The organism is Niabella aurantiaca DSM 17617 (genome assembly GCF_000374125.1).
Taxonomy (GTDB): domain Bacteria; phylum Bacteroidota; class Bacteroidia; order Chitinophagales; family Chitinophagaceae; genus Niabella; species Niabella aurantiaca.
On the sequence record NZ_KB893627.1, the window covers coordinates 212,330 to 230,698 of the forward strand.

Annotated in this window: 13 protein-coding genes; 9 read left to right on the top strand and 4 right to left on the bottom strand. The window is 49.1% G+C overall.

Annotated elements, in window-relative coordinates:
- Window positions 1-212: 212 nt before the first annotated feature.
- From pyk to B160_RS0108910, 3 genes are all read right to left on the bottom strand, one after another.
- Window positions 213-1,709 (bottom strand): pyruvate kinase, encoded by a 1,497-nt coding sequence (gene pyk / locus B160_RS0108900; RefSeq protein ID WP_018627551.1) that lies wholly within the window; start codon window positions 1,707-1,709, stop codon window positions 213-215.
- A 126-nt stretch (window positions 1,710-1,835) separates the two neighbouring features.
- Window positions 1,836-3,056 carry a 6-phosphofructokinase gene (locus tag B160_RS0108905; protein WP_018627552.1) on the bottom strand — a complete coding sequence of 407 codons (1,221 nt, stop codon included), beginning with the start codon at window positions 3,054-3,056 and terminating at the stop codon, window positions 1,836-1,838.
- Window positions 3,057-3,331: 275 nt separating this feature from the next.
- Entirely contained in the window at window positions 3,332-4,183 is an 852-nt protein-coding gene (locus tag B160_RS0108910) for a fructosamine kinase family protein (RefSeq protein ID WP_018627553.1), read from the bottom strand.
- Between the two features lie 416 nt (window positions 4,184-4,599).
- Between B160_RS0108910 and B160_RS0108920 the strand changes: the two genes are divergently transcribed.
- The 6 genes from B160_RS0108920 (at window position 4,600) to B160_RS0108945 (ending at window position 14,852) form a co-directional block, all read left to right on the top strand.
- Window positions 4,600-6,117, top strand: coding sequence for a serine/threonine protein kinase (locus tag B160_RS0108920; protein ID WP_157557965.1), 1,518 nt, complete (start codon window positions 4,600-4,602; stop codon window positions 6,115-6,117).
- Window positions 6,118-6,134: 17 nt separating this feature from the next.
- Entirely contained in the window at window positions 6,135-7,073 is a 939-nt protein-coding gene (locus B160_RS0108925; protein WP_018627556.1) for a hypothetical protein, read from the top strand.
- A gap of 174 nt (window positions 7,074-7,247) precedes the next feature.
- Window positions 7,248-8,375, top strand: coding sequence for a PP2C family protein-serine/threonine phosphatase (locus B160_RS0108930; protein WP_018627557.1), 1,128 nt, complete (start codon window positions 7,248-7,250; stop codon window positions 8,373-8,375).
- A gap of 3 nt (window positions 8,376-8,378) precedes the next feature.
- On the top strand, window positions 8,379-12,422 hold the full coding sequence (locus B160_RS0108935; RefSeq protein WP_083927683.1) for an FtsW/RodA/SpoVE family cell cycle protein: 4,044 nt from the start codon (window positions 8,379-8,381) through the stop codon (window positions 12,420-12,422).
- Window positions 12,423-12,498: 76 nt separating this feature from the next.
- Window positions 12,499-13,413 carry a hypothetical protein gene (locus B160_RS0108940; protein WP_018627559.1) on the top strand — a complete coding sequence of 305 codons (915 nt, stop codon included), beginning with the start codon at window positions 12,499-12,501 and terminating at the stop codon, window positions 13,411-13,413.
- Window positions 13,414-13,478: 65 nt separating this feature from the next.
- Window positions 13,479-14,852: an FHA domain-containing serine/threonine-protein kinase gene (locus tag B160_RS0108945; RefSeq protein WP_026309650.1), complete on the top strand. Its 1,374-nt coding sequence runs from the start codon at window positions 13,479-13,481 to the stop codon at window positions 14,850-14,852.
- A gap of 101 nt (window positions 14,853-14,953) precedes the next feature.
- On the opposite strand, the gene panD is transcribed toward B160_RS0108945, so the two are convergent.
- Window positions 14,954-15,298, bottom strand: coding sequence for an aspartate 1-decarboxylase (gene panD, locus B160_RS0108950; protein WP_018627560.1), 345 nt, complete (start codon window positions 15,296-15,298; stop codon window positions 14,954-14,956).
- A gap of 149 nt (window positions 15,299-15,447) precedes the next feature.
- On the opposite strand from panD, the gene B160_RS0108955 reads away from it, so the two are divergent.
- The 3 genes from B160_RS0108955 (at window position 15,448) to B160_RS0108970 (ending at window position 18,184) form a co-directional block, all read left to right on the top strand.
- A complete protein-coding gene (locus B160_RS0108955; protein ID WP_071597013.1) occupies window positions 15,448-17,364 on the top strand; it encodes an SH3 domain-containing protein in 1,917 nt (638 codons plus the stop codon).
- Between the two features lie 140 nt (window positions 17,365-17,504).
- The gene (locus B160_RS0108965) at window positions 17,505-17,762 is read left to right on the top strand and encodes a DUF6364 family protein (RefSeq protein ID WP_018627563.1); all 258 of its coding nucleotides are present in this window, start codon (window positions 17,505-17,507) and stop codon (window positions 17,760-17,762) included.
- An 8-nt stretch (window positions 17,763-17,770) separates the two neighbouring features.
- Window positions 17,771-18,184 (top strand): type II toxin-antitoxin system VapC family toxin, encoded by a 414-nt coding sequence (locus B160_RS0108970; protein WP_018627564.1) that lies wholly within the window; start codon window positions 17,771-17,773, stop codon window positions 18,182-18,184.
- Window positions 18,185-18,369 lie beyond the last annotated feature (185 nt).

Below are 18,369 nucleotides of genomic sequence, written 5' to 3' on the forward strand. Positions count from 1 at the left end.
ACGATCGTTGAACCCTGCTTTTTACAAATGGCGGCTACAGCGAAGCCACAAGAGAGGCGATAAAAGCCGGTACCTTTTTGCGACGATAAGGATGCTCCTGGATCGTTTTTAAACAGCTTCCAACAGAAAACGCAGCAATCACAAGCGCACCCTTGCTCCAAAAAAGGGTAAAGTGCGGGTATTAAAAAAGCCCCCGTTCGGAGGCTTTTTATTTATTGAACTTCTGTGACTTTTATGGTATTGGTATGCAGTTTCAGATGTACCGGCGTGCTTCCGGTACTCACCGCAGTATCACCGCGTTTAAGGAACCCGTTTTTTTTCAGGATGTTGATCTGGTCTGCAAAAATGGTATCCAGGTCGTGCTGATCATCGTCGTAAAAGAAAGCACGGATGCCCCATCCCAGGCTCAGCTGGTCGATAAGGGTGCGGTTCTTTGTAAACACGTATAAGGGTACTTTGGGCCGGTAGCTGCTGAGCATAAACCCGGTATAGCCGCTTTGCGTCATGCCGATCAGGGCATCTGCCCGTGTATCCTTGGCCAGGTTACAGGCATTGTAACAGATGGCATCGCTGGAAAGGGAAGGGGAGTGCGGCTGGGGCTGCAGCTCGTTCGCCAGATCATAGTGGTATTCGGTCTTTTCGATCTCCAGGATGATCTTCCGCATGGTTTGCACCACCAATGTGGGATGTTTACCGCTTGCGGTTTCAGCGCTCAGCATTACGGCGTCGGTACCTTCGAGCACAGCGTTGGCCACATCGGTGATCTCACTGCGGTTGGGCTTGGAACGGTCGATCATGCTCTCCATCATCTGTGTGGCAACGATCACGGGCTTTGCCCGGTGAATGCATTTGCGGATAATGCTTTTCTGGATCAGCGGTACTTTTTCTACGGGGAGCTCTACACCCAGGTCGCCCCGGGCAACCATAATGCCATCCGAAGCGTGGATGATCTCCCGGATATTGGGAATGGCTTCGGGCATTTCGATCTTGGCAATGATCTTGGCCTTGCTTTTATGCCTGTCCAGGATCTTGCGGAGCTTTTTAATGTCTTCCACCTGGCGCACGAATGACAAGGCTACCCATCCCAGTTGTTCTTTTATGATAAAGTCGAGATCGGCGAGGTCCTTGGGCGTCAGCGCGGGTAAAGAGATCTTGGTATCGGGGAGGTTTACTCCTTTTTTGGAAGACAGGAATCCGCCAAGCTCCACCTCCACTTTAACGTCGTTGTTGGGAAGGATCTTGCGTACGATCACTTCCAGCTTGCCGTCGTCGATCATTATTTTGTTCCCCACTTTTACGTCCTTGTGAAAATTGGGGTAGGAAATGTAGATCTTTTCTTTGGTGCCGATCATTTTTTTATTGGTAAAAATGAAGGTATCACCCGGCTCTACAATGATGCCGCCACCTTCCATTTCCCCCACCCGGAGTTTGGGCCCCTGGAGGTCGCCCAGGATCGCTACGGTTGTTTTTTCTTTGCGGTTGATCTCGCGGATATATTCGATGATCTGCTTTTTCTCCTCATGCACACCATGCGAGAAATTTAAACGGAATACATTTACGCCCGCCCGTACCAGATCGAGCAATTTGTCATAAGTATTGCAGGCCGGACCAACCGTAGCCACGATCTTTGTACGGTTGATGCTATGATCGGTATCCTTGGAAACGGTAGTTACCAATGTTTTCTTTCGGACTTTTTGAGTTTCTGTCATGTTTCGATTTCTAATGTTTAGGCCCCGGCGGGGTCAGGATCTTATTGCTGATTTAAACCGGAAGCTACAAATTAAAAACAAAAAACCGCGCAGCAAAGGCGGTTTTAATTGTTTCAGGGTTTTATTTTAATTCCACTCCAGGATATTGTTGAACAGGTATTCTTCCGGATTCTCCAGGTATTTACCGGCGGCTTCCTTATCGGCCTCCGTCAAATAGTGCAGGGCATCTGCGAATACGGTTTGGGTATCTGCGCTTTGCATATCGATCAGACGCGGTTTTACCTTGCCTTTTTCATCTGCTACGTCTTTCAGATAAAGCGGGTTGATATTTCCTGTTGCATCCGCGGTAACGACAGCACCGGTAACGCCCTGATCGAAAAGCTTTTTCACTCCCATTCCCAGGAAGGTACAATACTCCAGGTCGTAGGCAGTGGGTGCCAGGCAACGAAGCTCGTATCCCAGTTCCACCGGGCGGCTCTTTACGGGAATATTCAGCTTCTTTAATTCATTCTGTAAAAGGATATTGTAAATATGGGCCTTGCTTACATTGCCCAGCTCCGGATGACCGTGATCGTCATAGGTGAACTGGATGCCGGAGGCTTTGATATCGTCGTCGCTCATAAAATGAAAAACCCCTTCGCTGACCACAGCAACGCCGTAGGGGATCTCCAGGATATTTCTCTTTACAATAGCGGAAACGATCAGTTTGGTGATCTTGTCCAGGGTCAGCTTGGTCTTGTTGAACATTTCGGGGATCACGATCATCGGGTAATGGCAGGCTACACCAATACCAAAGGCAAGGTGGCCGGCCTCGCGTCCCATTGCGGACACCACAAACCAGTTGCCGGAGGTACGCGCGTCTTCATAGATCGTTTTGCCCAGCTTCACGCCTTCTTCCCGCGCGCTCTGGTAGCCAAAGGTAGGCTGGCCATAGGGGAGCGGCAGATCATTATCGATGGTCTTTGGAACGTGAATATTCTGAACGGGAACATTTTTATTTCTGAGGAATGTGGCGATCCGGTTGGCCGTGGATGCGGTATCGTCGCCACCGATGGTTACGAGGAGCTTGATATTGTTCTTTTCAAAGAACTCGCTTGTAAACTCATCATCCTTGGGTTTGTAGCGGCTCATACGGAGAAAAGAACCTCCGCGGCTGAAAATATCGTCCGCAAGCTTAAAATCAATATCAGTGGTCAGCCCTTTACCGTTGAAAAGGTTCTTATACCCGTCGTGCAGGCCAATTACCCGGTAGCCGTCCTTCAAAAACGTTTTAGCAACAGAACCAATCACTGTGTTGATACCAGGGGCGGGGCCGCCGCCGGCAAGAATTACAATACTTTTCTCCATATACGATTTAATTATATCTTAAGTGCGCAAATATAAGCGAAATTGATTTTTATTCTGTTCCGCAGATAGTTATTTAAAGATTATTAAAGCTTAACGGTCGTTTGTGTAAAAATCTTTAAATGCAATGGGCGCCTGCTGCTATGGATATCGAAAGTATGAAATGGAAAATAAGGCCCGTTTACCGCTTGGTAGAATCTTCCGGACCCCGCAGAGGCATTCCTTATTATAGATGCAGACCGGTTCGAACCCGGAAGGGATGCTAAGACCCAAAGAGCCTATGAGAACGAAGCGAGTATCCGCTTTACATTGCCGGTATAGTGCCCGCCAAAGAGCCGGGCATGCAATAAGAGCGGGTAGAGCTGGGTGCAGGGCACGCGCTGCTGCCAACCCGGTTGCAACGGATAGGTTTGCCGATAGGCATGATAAAATCCGCTGTCAAACCCGCCAAAAAGTAAGGTCATGCCGATATCCATTTCCCGGTGTCCGTAATATACTGCCGGATCAAAGATCGCCGGTGTGCCGTCCGCCAGGAACAGGACGTTCCCGCTCCACAGATCGCCATGAAGAAGAGCCGGCGGCTCCCCCGGGAAAAGCCCCGGCAGCTGTTTGCAAAATTTCTCCGCGTTTGCTAGGTCTGCCCGTGTTAATTTTCCGAGATCAAAGAGTGTCCGGATCAGGGGCAGGATCCGGCGGTCTGCGTAAAATTCCGGCCAGGTACCGGCGGCTGTATTTTCCTGTGGCCAGACGCCAAGGTAATTGTTCTCAAAAAAGCCGAAACCGGATTGCGTTTTCCGGTGCAGCTGTGCGAGCCCTTTTCCAAGCTGTTCCCAGGAATGCTGACGTGGAGGCGCGGCATCCAACCATTCCAACAGCAGGTACTGGCTGCCGCCGGTAATGCCTTGTTTTAGCGGGCCGGGTACCTTCAACCGGCCCGACCTTGCGAGTTCTTTCAACCCATGGATTTCTTTTTCGAATAGCAGGGGACTGGATAGATGGGGATGCATCTTTAAAAAATAACGGGCACCGTCTGCGTTTATACAATAGCACTGATTGATATCACCTCCCTGAACGGGATGATACTCCGTAACAGGGAGCCCCAGGCTTTCAAAAATGGCGGCGGGGATCATTCACCGGCAAGATAAAACAGATCGGTCAAAATGCAAGACCAGGATTAACGGTTTAAAATATATGAAGAGCGCGTTTCAAAAGTATTTTTTGGGGCCGGTCTTTTTCTTATACTTTTAGAGACTGCGCCGCTGCCAGGCTGCTTTGGAGATGTATTGCGTCTGCCCTGAATACAAGACCGCGCTGCTGACCGCTTTGATCCCGCCGTTCACCGGTTTTATCCCAATTTTAGGTGTTTCCTGGCAAAAGGGTGGTTATTTTACAGGTTATAACCCCGGCAGACCTGTCAGGTTTCAAAAACCTGACAGGTCTGCCGGTCGGGCTATGGCAGTTCCAAATATTTGAAGTAAGTTTGGTACACGGAGCCGGGCATGATGAACGGAGTCATTATAAGCAGGTTAAGCAAGTAAAACAAGGAATGGAGAATACAACCATCAACGGTTATAAACTGAAATATAAATTAGGCGAAGGGGGAATGGCCGAGGTCTGGTATGCAGAGAATTACCTGCAAAAACCTGCTGCAGTAAAAGTATTGCAAAAGCGCTTTTGCGGAATGCCGGAAGTGGTGAGCCGTTTTGAGAATGAAGCCCGGCTGATGGTGCACCTGAACCATGCGCATATCCGGAATATTTACGATTATTCTACGGTGGACGGCTGCCCCTGTATGATCATGGAATACCTCGAAGGCGCAGACCTGGCCCGGCGGATGAAAGAGGGAGAGCGGTTCTCCAATCTGCAGCTGATCACCTGGTGGAACGACCTGGTGGATGCGCTCCAATATACCCACCGCAAGAACATCATTCACCGGGATATAAAGCCGTCCAATCTTTTTTTGACAGAAGACGGGAACATTAAGATCCTGGATTTCGGTATTGCCAAGCTGCGCGACAATGTGACCGTAACGCAAACCGGCTCAAGGATGGGAACGCTGATGTATATGAGCCCCGAGCAGGTTTATGATGTAAAGACGCTCTCCTATAAAACGGATATTTATTCCCTTGCCGTTACTTTTTATCACCTCGTCAGTGGTACGGCTCCTTACGATGCGTCGAAAATATCTGATTTTGAGATACAGGAGAACATTGTGCGCAAGCATACGGATGCTTCTGCACTTCCGGAGCCCTGGCGGGGACTGCTTCCCTTGTACCTGGGGAAAAACCCGGAGGATCGCCGGGAGCTGCGGAAGATCGACGCCGGTACCACAAAGGAGGATGAAACCATTGTGTTTACACCTGTTCCTCCGCAGCCGATCGAAAAGATCTATCCGCCCTTGTCGACCCATCCTGCACAGAAAACGGGTTCCAGCCGTTTCGGATATGTGTTCCTGGTATTTTTGATCGTGGCCGGTTTGATCGTTTTTGCATTGAATAAAGAGAGCATCCTGACCCTGTTTGGTGTAAACCAGGAGGCCCCGAAAAAAGAGGTGACCAAACCGGCTTTAAAACCCCGCGCAAAAAAACAGGCATCTCCGGAGTCCACAAACGCATTGAAGAGCGACACCACGAACGGAACCAACGACACCATGACCACTACCCAGGTGATCACCAGTGAAGATCTGGGGCAAAAGGAAGCCGTTATAAAAAACAGGATCAACGATTATTACCGGATGCGCCAGGACTGCGATGGCCTGTCGCGGTTTTTCAGAGATACGGTACAGCAATATTATAACCGTTCCAATGAGCTGCTGACCCGCATTCAGAAGGAATGTGCCGCCTATCATGGAAAATGGCGTTTTACCGAAGCTGATATTTCAAATTCGTCGTATGTATTCACGTATCATCCGAGCGGGAATACATATGTGGACTTCAGTATGCTCTATAAAATAAAACAAAATGAAGCGGACGACTGGATCCCGTACAATATCGATGTTTCGGTAATGTTTGATAAAGAAATGAAGATCGCGCGGATCGTGGAGCGGAGGATCGAAAAGCTTTAAAATTTCAAATTGAGACTATGTTTGATAAATTAAAAAGATGGCTGTTGCCGGATGAGGAGGAAGCGCGGCTGACCAACCAGGCGCTGGTGGACCAGGTATTGGTATCGTTTAAAGAAACGGTAGAGCGGGAGTCTTTTAACAAACGGATGATGTATGATTGCAGCTACCTCATCCTGATGCGGCCGGAGGATTATAAACACGCAGAGCTGCGTCTTGCAGGGATTACCGAAGGGATCCTTGATGAGTTTTATGATTACATCCACCAGCGTAAAGACCAGTATCCCCGTTATGAGCCCATCGGGAGCTTTTGGGATTTTCAGTATTGCCCGGCGGAGCGCGGCGTGGACAACAAGGAGATCGAACCGGGCACCATCCAGGTGGTCAGTACGCCCACGTCGGAAAAATCGTGGTCGGAGCTTTCTTCAGAGCACATAAAAGTATCGGTAAGCAGCAAACATTCCAAGTATTCCAAATACGATCTGAATCCTACCACGTTTGCCAACATTGATATCCTTTCGAAGGGACATTTCCGGGTAAAATTCCGGAAGGAGTTCCTGGGCGATTTTACGTCGGTGCAGGCGCCTGTCACCGGTTCGCGGAACAGTGCTCCGGCAGATAAGCTGGCCACCATTCAGTTTGTATTGAGCAAGCAACGGTACAGTTTTCCCATGCGCGAGAAACAGTTGAAGATCACAAAGGCCATCGATGGCATGACCAGCACCGCTACCTTATTGTGCATCAGTGAGCCCAGCGGCAGCCTGCAAAAGGAACACATCATGATCCGGTATGAAGAGACGGCAAGAGCCTTTTATATTGCGTTGTTCGCAGATGCTTTTGTAAATGAACAAAAACTGGAATTGAGCCGTGTAGGAGAAAATCCGGTCTGGCACCCGCTGAAGAATGAATCCACGATCGTGTGCGGGATCTTTCAGCTGGATTTTAAGGCCGCAATTTAAATGTTATAGATATAAAAGTTAGCAGGAGTGATACCGTTTTTATTAATAGCATCAGACCGCCCCGGTTCACCCGTCGACACTTCAACCCGTTAATTAAAATAAAATAGGTATGCTGGGTATTGCGATGCTGATATTTATTATCCTCGTATTTCTGTTACAATCTAAAGTAAAGTCATGAGCAGGAAGATCGTTTTATACGGGCAAACGGATATGGGGCGCCGGCGGGAAGAGAATGAAGATAATTTCATCGCCGTTCCGGAGCTTTGGGCAACGCCTTCACGCGCGCTGGCAGGCGCCATTGACGGTGTGGGAGGGTATGAAGGGGGCGCAGAGGCCGCATTGCTTGCCAAGCAGACGATCGAAGGATACCTGCAGAATTTCAGCTTTGGTGCCCCCCTGCAATTACTGAAGGAGGCGGCCATTGCTGCCAACAATAAGATCTTTGAGCAGCGGAAAGACCAGGAACAACTCAGCCGTATGAGCTGCGTGCTGTCTGTGGCTGTGCTGGATGCCGATAAAGAAATGATGTATATCGCCCACGTGGGCGATAGCCGGGGGTATGTGTACCGGAACGGCAATATGCTGAAGATCACCCGCGATCACTCATCTGTTGGAATGAAGGAAGACAGCGGTTATCTTACGGAAGCCGAGGCCATGCAACATCCGCGCAGGAATGAGATCAGTAAGATGGTAGGGGAATTGTTCCTGGATCCTGAAGATTCGCATAACTATTTTGACATCGGGGAGCATAGCTTTCTGCCGGAGGATATCGCGTTGTTTTGTTCTGATGGTCTTACAGACCTCGTAACACAGGCACAGATGGCGGCCATATTGTCATCACCGGGTACGCTTCCGCAGAAAGCGCAGCGGCTGATCGATAAAGCCAATGAACTGGGCGGCAAGGACAATATCACTGTGGTGCTGGCAACCTATGCCCCAACAAAGAAACCGGGACGTAAAAAGGCAACCAGGAGTACCATTGAGGTTCCGATTGCCGCAACAAATACAACATCTGATGAAGAAGTTATGGCGATCCATCAACTCCCCGCAAAAAAAAAGACATGGATACTGCCCGCGATCATCGCATTTATCGTTGGCTTTTTAATAAACTGGACCGGAACCGGATCCTTTTTTATAAAAAAGGATCCGGTTCCGGTCGTAGCGCCGGACACTTCGGCCATCCGCCCGGACAGTCTGCCGCTGATTGACAGCGCCGGGCTGCAGCACCTGGATACTTTAATTAATGCAACGGATACGATTTACCGCGACAGCGTCCGTCGAAATGTACTGCAAGGCTATTAACACATGAAGAAGAAAATAACATTATACCCGAGAAGAATAGAGCGTGTGCTGCTGGCAGCAGTGACCCTGCTGTTGGGGGTCATGGCGTTCCAATACTACCAGCATAAGAAGGAGGATTTCATCAATTCGGAATACGGGTACGGGAGCGGCAGAACGGTGAACCTGGTGGCGCCGGTGCAAGCTGCTACCCTGCAGCAGATCTTTGCAAAGGGCGGCTATTTTACAGATGAAGCCTATATCCGTTTTATTGCCGGTAAAATAAAAAACCTGGTAGAGCAGGAGGGGCAGCTCCCGAACCTGGGCGCGCTGAACAAAAACGACCGGATGATCCCGGCCACGGAATTTTTGAATACCTCCAGCGAATCCGGGAAGCTCCGGTTCCTGAATGCCATTACACGGCTGGATATGGACAGCGCCCTTTATGCTGCCGAATTAAACAAGCCGGCAAAATACCCGGATGAAGTGGCGGTGCAGAATACCAAAACGAAATTATCCATTCATGGTAAAGTGCGGCTGGACCCGACGGACAGCAGCGAAGCGCAGGTGGGTACAGGTGTGCTGGTGAAGCTGACCGAGGTTTTTCCTGCCCGCTACTACGACACATTGACCGCACGGCAGGACGACGAGCCGGTGGAGTTCTTTGCCCGCACCGGTGAGAACGGCATCTATGAATTTTATAATCTGAAAGAGAACAGCAACTACCGGGTCATTGCAATAAAGCCGGGCTATGATTTTGGCGCGGCAAAAGGGATCGCTGCCATTCAAAGCGACCAGGCCTTCAGCTTCAGGGGAAAAGCGCATAAGATCCGTATCCTGGACCGTACCGAGTTTCGCCAGATCAAAAACGACCGGATCTTTACAGTGCGCACTCCCGGGGATTTTAAAAAAGAGTACATTACACATCTGGTTCTGCTGGTACTGGCCTTCTGGATCTTTCATTTCGTGCTCTGGGTAAAAAATTACCGCAGCGATCAGTTTATCCTGCCCCTGCTGTTCTTCCTTTCAGGAACCGGTATTATGGTACTGTACAGCATGCAGGATCCCCTGCGGGATATGATCCATGGAAGCGGTATGGCAAAATGTGTGGCGGGAGTGCTGCTGTTCTTTTCGGTGGTGCTGTTTTTCCTGAAAGAGCACGCCGTGATGCGTTTCTATCATTCAAAGTGGTTTGATCCTGTTTATAACCTGTTGCCGTTATCCGGCGGCTTAAAAGCCCCGCGCGGCTATTCCTGGATGCTACTTTCTATAGCGCTCATGCTGCTGCTGGCATTCATCGGCACCGGACCGGAGGGCAGCGGCGTAAAGGTAAACCTGTTCGGGTTCCAGGTGAGCGAATTATCGAAAGTGCTGATGATCGTGTTCTTTGCAGCTTATTTCGCGGTCAATGCAGCATACTTCCGCAATATTCCGGATAACCGCTGGCTGACGCGCAACAATATAAAGATGCTGGGGTTGTTTGTATTCCTGCTGGCTATTTATGCGGCCCTGGGTGATCTGGGCCCGGCGATCGTTCTTTGTTTAACATTCCTGTTCTTTTATTCGTTTGCCAAAGAAGAATTTTTTCCAATGGTGTTGGCGGCGGTCATCTATGTACTATTGCTGATGATCACTTCCCGGTTCATCAACGATGCGCAGCACAATTATCTTCCCGTACTTGCGGCTGGTGCCTGTGCGGGCACGCTGGGGTATGCATTTTTCAAAAAGCGATATGAGTCCGTATTCTTTATTGTGCTGGTCATTTCCTCGTTCATCCTGCTGGCAACCCTGCCTTTTGAGTTTACGCAACGGCTGGCCGACCGCAACGGGATGTTCCAGAACATCTGGGAGAATAAGCTTACCGGGGGCGACCAGGTAGCACATGGCATCTGGTCCCTGAACGCCGGGGGATTCTTTGGGCAGGGGCTGGGCAAAGGATTTTCCAGTGTTATGCCGGCCTATCACACGGATATGATCCTGGAGAGCATTGGGGAGGAACTGGGGCTGGTCGCACTGATCGCCATTTTCCTGGCATTCGGACTGTTGACATATCGCTCTTTGCTGGCGGCCCGGAGGACGGGAAAACCGTTCCTCTTTTATCTGGTGGCCGGCATAGCCATAGCCACCATGCTCCAGTTTTTCCTGATTACGGCGGGCACCCTGGGACTGATCCCGCTGACCGGGATCTCCGTACCCTTCCTGAGCAAAGGAAATGCAGGGATCATTGTGACCCTGTTCGCGTTTGTGCTGGTGCTGATCCTTTCGAACGAAAAGGGAGATGCCCTTGAGATGGAATATGTAAAAAAGAATTTTGACAATGTAAATGCATATGCCATCCTGACCTTCTTTGCGGTGCTGCTCTTTTTTATTGGCACCTTATTCTGGTACCAGTATAAATCGGATGAATACATTACGAAACCGGCGCTGGTACTCAACCGTAAAGGAGCCTGGCAATACAGTTACAATCCCCGCATTGGGATCTTTTTGCGGCAGATCCGGTCGGGAAATATTTATGACCGCAACGGTGTCTTGCTGGCTACCTCAAGTAAAGCCACCTTCGATAAGTTTAAGAACCGGCTGGTGCCGCTGGGCGCCAACCCGGTGCTCTATGCAGAGCAGCTGAAACGGGATCAGAACCGGTATTATCCATTTGGTGCAGACCTGCTGTTCTGGCTGGGCGATTACAATAAGGAGATCGCCAACGAAGAAGAAGCGGGTTATGCAGCGGAGTACCGGCATTATACCCTGCTGAAAGGATTTGATGTGAGCTACACTACTGCACAGAAAACATCGGACCGTTACAGAGAAGACCGCTTCCTGCCCGTTACCCAAAAAGAATCGGAGCTGGTGAAATATGATTACAGCGCCCTGGCGCCCATCTTAAAAGAAGGAAAGGACGGACAATGGGTAGAGCTGCAGAACAATAAGGAAAAGGACATCCGGCTATCGTTGGATGTGGTATTCAATCAGAAGATTAATGCCGTTATTCAAAATACGGCTGCTTCCAGCCCGTTCCGGACTTCTGTGGTGGCCGTCAATGCCGAAACCGGGGATGTGCTGGCATCGGCCTCTAACCCGGCGCCCTCCTATAAGGATCTGAAACTGATCAGCAATATCGACCCTTCGGACTACCGTACCATCTTTAGGCAGATCTTCCAGGACCGCCTGGTAGTACCGCAGGATCTGGGCCTTACCTTTAATTCGAGGCCGGGGTCTACAGTAAAGATCATTGATGCTGCAGCTGCAATGAACCAGTATGGGGTTGGGGCGGCGGACTTCCGTTATTTTATTTACCCGGCAGAAGTGATCCACCAGGGTGAGCCGGTAAATGTAAATGTAGACATGCGGGCAGCCATCGTCCATTCCAGCAACGTGTATTTTATCAAACTGGCGAATGATAAGAAGCTGCAGGCATCCCTGTTTGATCTCTATGACGCGCTTGGAATGAATATCCTGAACCGGGGCGGCTTTCATTTTCAACGGCCGGAGGATTATGACAGTGAAAAATATTTTAAAGAATGGGACCGTTTTGTAGCGAGGAGGAAAGGCATTTTTAACAATCAGCGGCTGATGAATACGCGCAGGCGGTTGCAATCGCCTTACTCCGACCTTGCCTGGGGACAGGGTGAGCTTTCGGCAACACCGCTGCATCTTGCAAAAATGTCGGGCGCTTTGGCCGATAGCGGCATGCTGCAGCCTTCCCGGTTCTTATTTCGGAGCTGGAACAATAAAGCAGTGCTGCAAAAGGAGACCCCCATAACCAACCAGCCGCAGATCGCCTCGCTGATCAGCGATTTTATGCGGGAGCAGTCTGCAAAAGTGGCCGCGGCATCCGGCCTGGAAGTGCATGGGAAAACGGGTAGCCCGGAGCGGGATAAACTGATTAAAAAAGGGGAGAAAAGGATCCGGAAGCGTGTTACAGACTCCTGGTACACCTTTTTTGTAGTTTCACCAAAGCTCAAGGCGCCTGTTGCCTTTGCGATCCGCATAGAAGAGATCGGCAATTCCGAATACGCAAAGACGCTGGCGGTAGCTATTTTGAAACAGCTAAAAAGTGCTGGGTATTTTTAGGCGGTCAGAAATCAGCTTTTAGCCTTCAGCGGTCAGCTGCTAATAGCGGTAACAATAAAATATTTAACCCGATAATATGAATTGGTTTAAGAAAAAGTTTGAACAATTTTCGGAAAAACTGAATGCGGATGATCCGACTCAGAAACCGGCAGCGGAAAAGATCACCCAGGATGACCGGAAAACACCGGTAACTCCCAGGGTCACCCTGCACGATGCTCCCGTTTCGCGTGTGGATAATATCGAGGAGCTGAAAGAAATCACACTTGGCGCCATCAGCAACACGATACGGATGCTGGGGTACAGCAATACGATGGTTTCCGGGCTGGTCTTTCATTCGGCGTATAAAGACAATGCTGTCGAGAATGTGGGATTGATGAGTCTTATGAAAGACCAGCAGTTTATCAATCGCATAAAAAGGGAGTTCCGGTCAAGAGGCATCAGCTACAGGGATAACCTGAGCCTCGACGTTATCCATGAGTCGCCCGATACCGGCAAGGTAACTGCGATCACCGAAGGGATCGGAGTAGAGGTTTTGACGCCCGGGGATATGCTGAAGAAGCAGAAAGCAAAGGTGGTGGCCACAGAAGGCATCACCTGGGAACCGGAATACATCCTGGAGCCAACCGGGAAGCATTATTTTATCGGTAGGGGCAAGGCCCCTAAAATAGAGCATGGCCCCAAGATCCATAACGACATCGCTTTTGTGGGCATTGAGGAAAAGAACGAGGAACAGTATAAAATAAATAATTACGTCAGCCGGTCGCATGCGGTTATTGTGTTCGATAAGGAGATCGGGGCATACAAACTCTTTCGTTCAAAATTTCTGAACAATCCCTCGCATAAGATCAAGGTTTTTAATGCCTTGCTGGATGATTTTTCAGGCGTCAGCTTAAGCAACGCAGCGGTGCCGCATATTTTGAAAGACGGGGATTCCATCTGTTTGAATGATTCCGCCGTTCTGGAATTCCGGTTGCTGGAATCATCGCAGTAGACAATCAGAAATCAAAGATCAAAAATGAGCGATCAGAAATCGGAAATCGAAAATCAGAAATTGGAATGCAGGAATTAGCAGCGAAATACGATATTCTTAAAGTGGTGGGGCACGGCGGTTTTTCGGCGGTGTTCAAGGCCCGTAGTAAAGAAGACCCGGGGTATGTAGTGGCTTTAAAACAACTGGACTTTGTCCTGGAGAATGAGGATGCCAAAGAATACCGCGATTTCAAGAATGAAGTGGATATCCTCAAAAGACTGGATCATCCCAATATTGTGAAGATCTACGACGAGTATATCCTGGATAACAAGCCTTCCCTCGAAATGGAATATGTAGACGGGGAAACCCTGGAAACCATCATCCAGCGTAAGGGATATTTTTCCATTGAAGATACCCTGGAGGTCATTGCGCAGATGGCTTCGGCCCTGAGCTATTGTCATCATTACCATACTTATGGTGCTCCGCCGCCGTCTTCGCTTTCAGATTCTGTGATCATTAACCGGGATGCCATCATTCATAACGACATCAACCCGAAAAATATCATCCGTACAAAAAATGAGGATGGTACCTGCCGTTATGTGCTCATCGATTTTGGACTGTCGTTTGCAGATCCGGATGCGGTGCGCCACAGCAAGAAGGAAGATGGCATGGCAGAGTACAAAGCCCCTGAAAAATGGCGTGGTCAATTGGTGGATACGCCCTCGGATATTTACAGCCTTGGGATCGTTCTTTATGAGCTGCTTACCGGCAGGGTACCCTTCCCGGTAAAGGATTATAAGCAGGCCAATGAAATGATCGCCCTGGAAGAAAAGCACAAAAGCGCGCCGGTGCCGGATCTTTGCCAGAAGCGAATGGAGGCCGTTGATGAAAGAACAGGACAGCGGCCGGAAGCCTGCGACATACCGGCGTGGCTGGAGATGCTGGTGCGGCAGTGCCTGGAGAAGAACCCGCTGAAGCGTTTTAGAACGGGCCGGGAGCTCAATCAGTTCTTTTACAACGGGCTGGATGGAAAAATTGAAGCTCCGGAGCAGGAGGCGCAGATCATTGATATAGACCCCTCCACACGTGTGAAAAGCAGCAGCGCTTATATTGAGGTGGAGCCAAATATTCTTACGGAGGGCCAGCACTTTTTTATTAATAAGGACCTGGTCACGGTAGGGCGCTGGAACGATCTGCCGGGTGCGGCGGCCGATTTTGGCATTAAAACTTCCGACCGGTTCATTTCAAAAAATCATTGCCAGATCCTGCGCCGGCCCGGCCCGGAAGGAGGTTATACTTATTTCCTGCAGGACAAGTCGCCCAGCAAGAACGGCACTTACTTTAACACGGAAAAGAATTCCATCCGCCTATCCGATACAACCGAAGTACTTTTAAAAGAAGGGGATTATTTCTGGGTAGGGAATACGAAGATCGTGTTCCACCAGGAGCAACAGGTTTAACGTTTCACGTTAGCTCCGTATTTCGCTTCTCACAGATCACGATCCGTTAATGGGAATGTTGTTTAAAGGTTGATCTGGCTTCAAATCTCAGTCTGATAACTCTAAAGCCGGTTCCCTTCTTTTGGAAAAACGATGGTGGGCCGGTGCTTTTTGGCCTCTTCAAAATCCATGGAAGCATAGGAAATAATGATCACCGGGTCGCCGATCTGCGCCTTACGAGCGGCCGGTCCATTAAGGCAAATGGTTCCCGATCCTCTTTTCCCTTTGATCACATACGTTTCCAGCCGCTCTCCGTTATGGATGTTTACTACCTGGACCTTTTCGTTTTCAATCAGGTTAGCAGCATCCATCAGGTCTTCGTCAATCGTAATGCTGCCCATATAATTGAGGAAAGCTTCCGTAACAACGGCTCTGTGGATCTTGGATTTAAAGACTTCAATAAACATAGGGGCGCAAAGGTACAATTTTATAAAATATATCCCCTTTAAGGCCTGGATATTTGCTTTGTTAACAAATTCTAAAGCTGTTTAGTTGTAAATATTATTGTAAATTCGTGTATTCGTAAGGATTTTTATTAAGATATATTTTAGCGCACATGAAATCGTTTATTGTTACGGCCGGATTGATCTTATTGATGGGAACTGCTTTTGCACAAAAAAGACTGACTGCGGTCGCTACCTCAAGAGGGGTGGTTGTTACACACAAAGTTACGTCTGGTGAATCTTTAGGGTATCTGAGCGCAAGATACGGAGTATCCCTCTCTGCGCTTGCCAGAGCTAATAGTATGAAAACCAATGACGATCTGCAGATCGGGCAGACGATCAAAGTACCGGTTACCACGTCTAACCTGAATACAAAATCCAGAAAAGGGATCCCTGTTTATTATGAAGCAGGTTCAAAGGATAATTTAACGACGATCAGCCGAAAATTTAACAGGGTCAGCATTAAGACCCTGAGGTCCTGGAACAAGCTGCGGAAAGATGTTGTTTCCAGGGGGCAGGATATCCTGGTGGGTTATATGACCGACAATGCCGCAAAAAAAGATGATGATAAACGGGAAACAGCAAAAAGCAATGCTGATATAAAGGTGGGCAAGAAGGCTACCGTGGGTTCAGCCGTCAACATCCGTAAGGGTGCAAGCACCAACCATCCGGTTATCGGTACTTTACAGAAGGATGAAGTGGTTACCGTAACACGGCGGATGAACAGCGACTGGGTAGAGGTCCGCACGGGTGAGGGCAAAAAGGGATATATGGCCGCTGAATTCCTGGAAGCGGCAACAGCATCACCGGAAGCAGCTGAAGAAAAAGAAACAGCAAAGAACAATATTGACCTGAAGCGGGGTGAGAAAGTTACCGTAGCTTCCGCCGTAAATATTCGCAAAGGCCCGGGCACCGATCATGCGGTTGTGGGGCGGATAGAAAAAGACCAGGTAGCCACGGTGCTCCGTCGTGTAAATGATGGGTGGGCCTCTGTGCGTACGGACGAGGGGGTAAAAGGATATGTGGCTTCCCAGTACCTGGAGCCGGCAGCCGGCAAAAGCAGAAGTGAAGAAAAGGAAACCACAAAGATCACAGCGAAAAAGACCACGGGGCAAAAAGTAAAAGTAGCTTCAGATACCTATGTGAATATCCGCAAAGGTCCGGGCACTGATCAGGCAATTGTAGGACAGGCACAGAAGGATGAGATCATTACCCTGACCCGCCGGGTGAACGATGAGTGGGCGGCGGTGCGTACCAGCGATGGTGTTGAGGGCTACGCCGCTTCCCTATATCTTGTCGATCCGGGTGCCGAGCCTGAGGCCCGCCCTGTGGCCAAAAAAGAAGCACCTGCGGCAAAAACGGAAACACAAAAAGCGATCGTTGGAACGGGGATCAATATACGGAAAGGCCCGGGTACCGGCGAACCGGTGGTGGGCAGGGCTGAAAACAGCGAGATCGTAACTGTAACCCGGGAAGTAAATGATGAATGGGCGGCTATACGTACCAGCGAAGGCATTTCCGGATATATTGCTTCGCGCTTTCTCGGACCTGTTGGGGAAGCAAGAAAGCAGCAGGACCAGGAGGCAAATGAAACAAGACCGGCACCTGCGCAGGAAGTAGTGGCCCAAAACCAGCCAAAGGAAAAACCGGCAGCGTCTGCAGTATCTTCGGCCCCCGTTGCTGAGGCAGCGCCCCCGCCCGCAAATTTTGATGAAAGTGGTTTCTTTAAAAGAGCGTATGAACAACAGACCGGCTCTTCATCTACAACCGATAAACCAATACATGCCGGTATCTTTAAAACGGACAAAGGATGGAGCGACGGAAAATATTATGCGCTCGTTGATGGCATTCCTTCCGGAACGATTGTAAAATTGTCGAACCCCAATGCGAATACAACGGTGTATGCAAAAGTGCTGGGCGACATCAAAAGCCTGAAGCAAAAGAACGGACCGGCCGCCCGTATCAGTGATGCTGCGGCGACAGCGCTCCGCATCAATGCCGCTGATTTCGATGTGGTAATAACCCATTAGTAACCGTTAATCCGGGTGGATTATCGCCTGTATACAGGGGCGTTTCCTGTTTATATCCGGAAGGCCGGATTTTAAAAAGATGTAAATAATTTTTGTTATACGTATAAAAATTATAGTTTTGCTGTATAAATGCATCAACCATGGACGCCAAAGTTACTTTAAAGTTTGACCGCTTTGTTATTGAGGAGGCGAAAGAATATGCCGCTTCCCAGGGGCTTAGTCTGTCGCGCCTCGTAGAACTCCTGTTACAAAAGGTTATTGCCACCGGGCAGCATCAGAACATTGAGCATATTCCAATAGAAGATTGGGTAAGCATGGTAGCGGAAGGCCCGGCTACCTACACTACCAAACCCCTGGGTAAAAAGCAAAAAGCAGCGTACTATAAACGCCATAAATAGCTGTCCTTATGAAATTATTCATCGATGCCAATATCCTGGTTGCGGTGATCAATAGAGAATATCCTCTGTTTACGTACGCCTCACGTGTCCTGAGCTGGGCCACGGCCAACGGGCACCAGTTGATGACCACATCGGTGAGTCTTGCGATCACTTATTATTTTGCAGAAAAAAAGCATGGAGCCCGGTCAGCAAAAGAGCGTATGGGCATGCTGGCAACCCGCTTTTCCATAGCCGACTGCGGCGCCAGGGAAGTGCAGCAGGCTGCAACGAACAAAAATGTAAACGATTTTGAAGACGGACTACAGTATTTTGCAGCATACAACGCAGACTGCAATTATATTAACGTGAGTTCGGCAATTAAGCGTTTAGTTATTAATATATTAGGGTTGGATATTGTACTAAAAACAAAAGTTCAGCTTTAAATTTGTAATTGAAACAAAAACTACAATCTAAATGCTGAACTAATGACAGATATAAAGTTAGTAGAAATCTTCGTTAGATGCGATGATTTTTACAAGGAGTTTGAGAAATTCCTGGATGCTAAGGGGCTTGAGTGCCCTTTAAAAAAAACTCGCTTCTAAAAGCTGTAGCATGTCGCCATCGGAGA

What these genes read in the sequence shown, in the direction of transcription:
- B160_RS0108930 (WP_018627557.1), top strand. Translation starts at nt 7,248, where the DNA reads ATGAGCAGGAAGATCGTTTTATACGGGCAAACGGATATGGGGCGCCGG.
- B160_RS0108940 (WP_018627559.1), top strand. Translation starts at nt 12,499, where the DNA reads ATGAATTGGTTTAAGAAAAAGTTTGAACAATTTTCGGAAAAACTGAAT.
- B160_RS0108965 (WP_018627563.1), top strand. Translation starts at nt 17,505, where the DNA reads ATGGACGCCAAAGTTACTTTAAAGTTTGACCGCTTTGTTATTGAGGAG.
- B160_RS0108905 (WP_018627552.1), bottom strand. Translation starts at nt 3,056, where the DNA reads ATGGAGAAAAGTATTGTAATTCTTGCCGGCGGCGGCCCCGCCCCTGGT.
- B160_RS0108945 (WP_026309650.1), top strand. Translation starts at nt 13,479, where the DNA reads ATGCAGGAATTAGCAGCGAAATACGATATTCTTAAAGTGGTGGGGCAC.
- panD (WP_018627560.1), bottom strand. Translation starts at nt 15,298, where the DNA reads ATGTTTATTGAAGTCTTTAAATCCAAGATCCACAGAGCCGTTGTTACG.
- B160_RS0108910 (WP_018627553.1), bottom strand. Translation starts at nt 4,183, where the DNA reads ATGATCCCCGCCGCCATTTTTGAAAGCCTGGGGCTCCCTGTTACGGAG.
- B160_RS0108925 (WP_018627556.1), top strand. Translation starts at nt 6,135, where the DNA reads ATGTTTGATAAATTAAAAAGATGGCTGTTGCCGGATGAGGAGGAAGCG.
- pyk (WP_018627551.1), bottom strand. Translation starts at nt 1,709, where the DNA reads ATGACAGAAACTCAAAAAGTCCGAAAGAAAACATTGGTAACTACCGTT.
- B160_RS0108955 (WP_071597013.1), top strand. Translation starts at nt 15,448, where the DNA reads ATGAAATCGTTTATTGTTACGGCCGGATTGATCTTATTGATGGGAACT.
- B160_RS0108920 (WP_157557965.1), top strand. Translation starts at nt 4,600, where the DNA reads ATGGAGAATACAACCATCAACGGTTATAAACTGAAATATAAATTAGGC.
- B160_RS0108970 (WP_018627564.1), top strand. Translation starts at nt 17,771, where the DNA reads ATGAAATTATTCATCGATGCCAATATCCTGGTTGCGGTGATCAATAGA.
- B160_RS0108935 (WP_083927683.1), top strand. Translation starts at nt 8,379, where the DNA reads ATGAAGAAGAAAATAACATTATACCCGAGAAGAATAGAGCGTGTGCTG.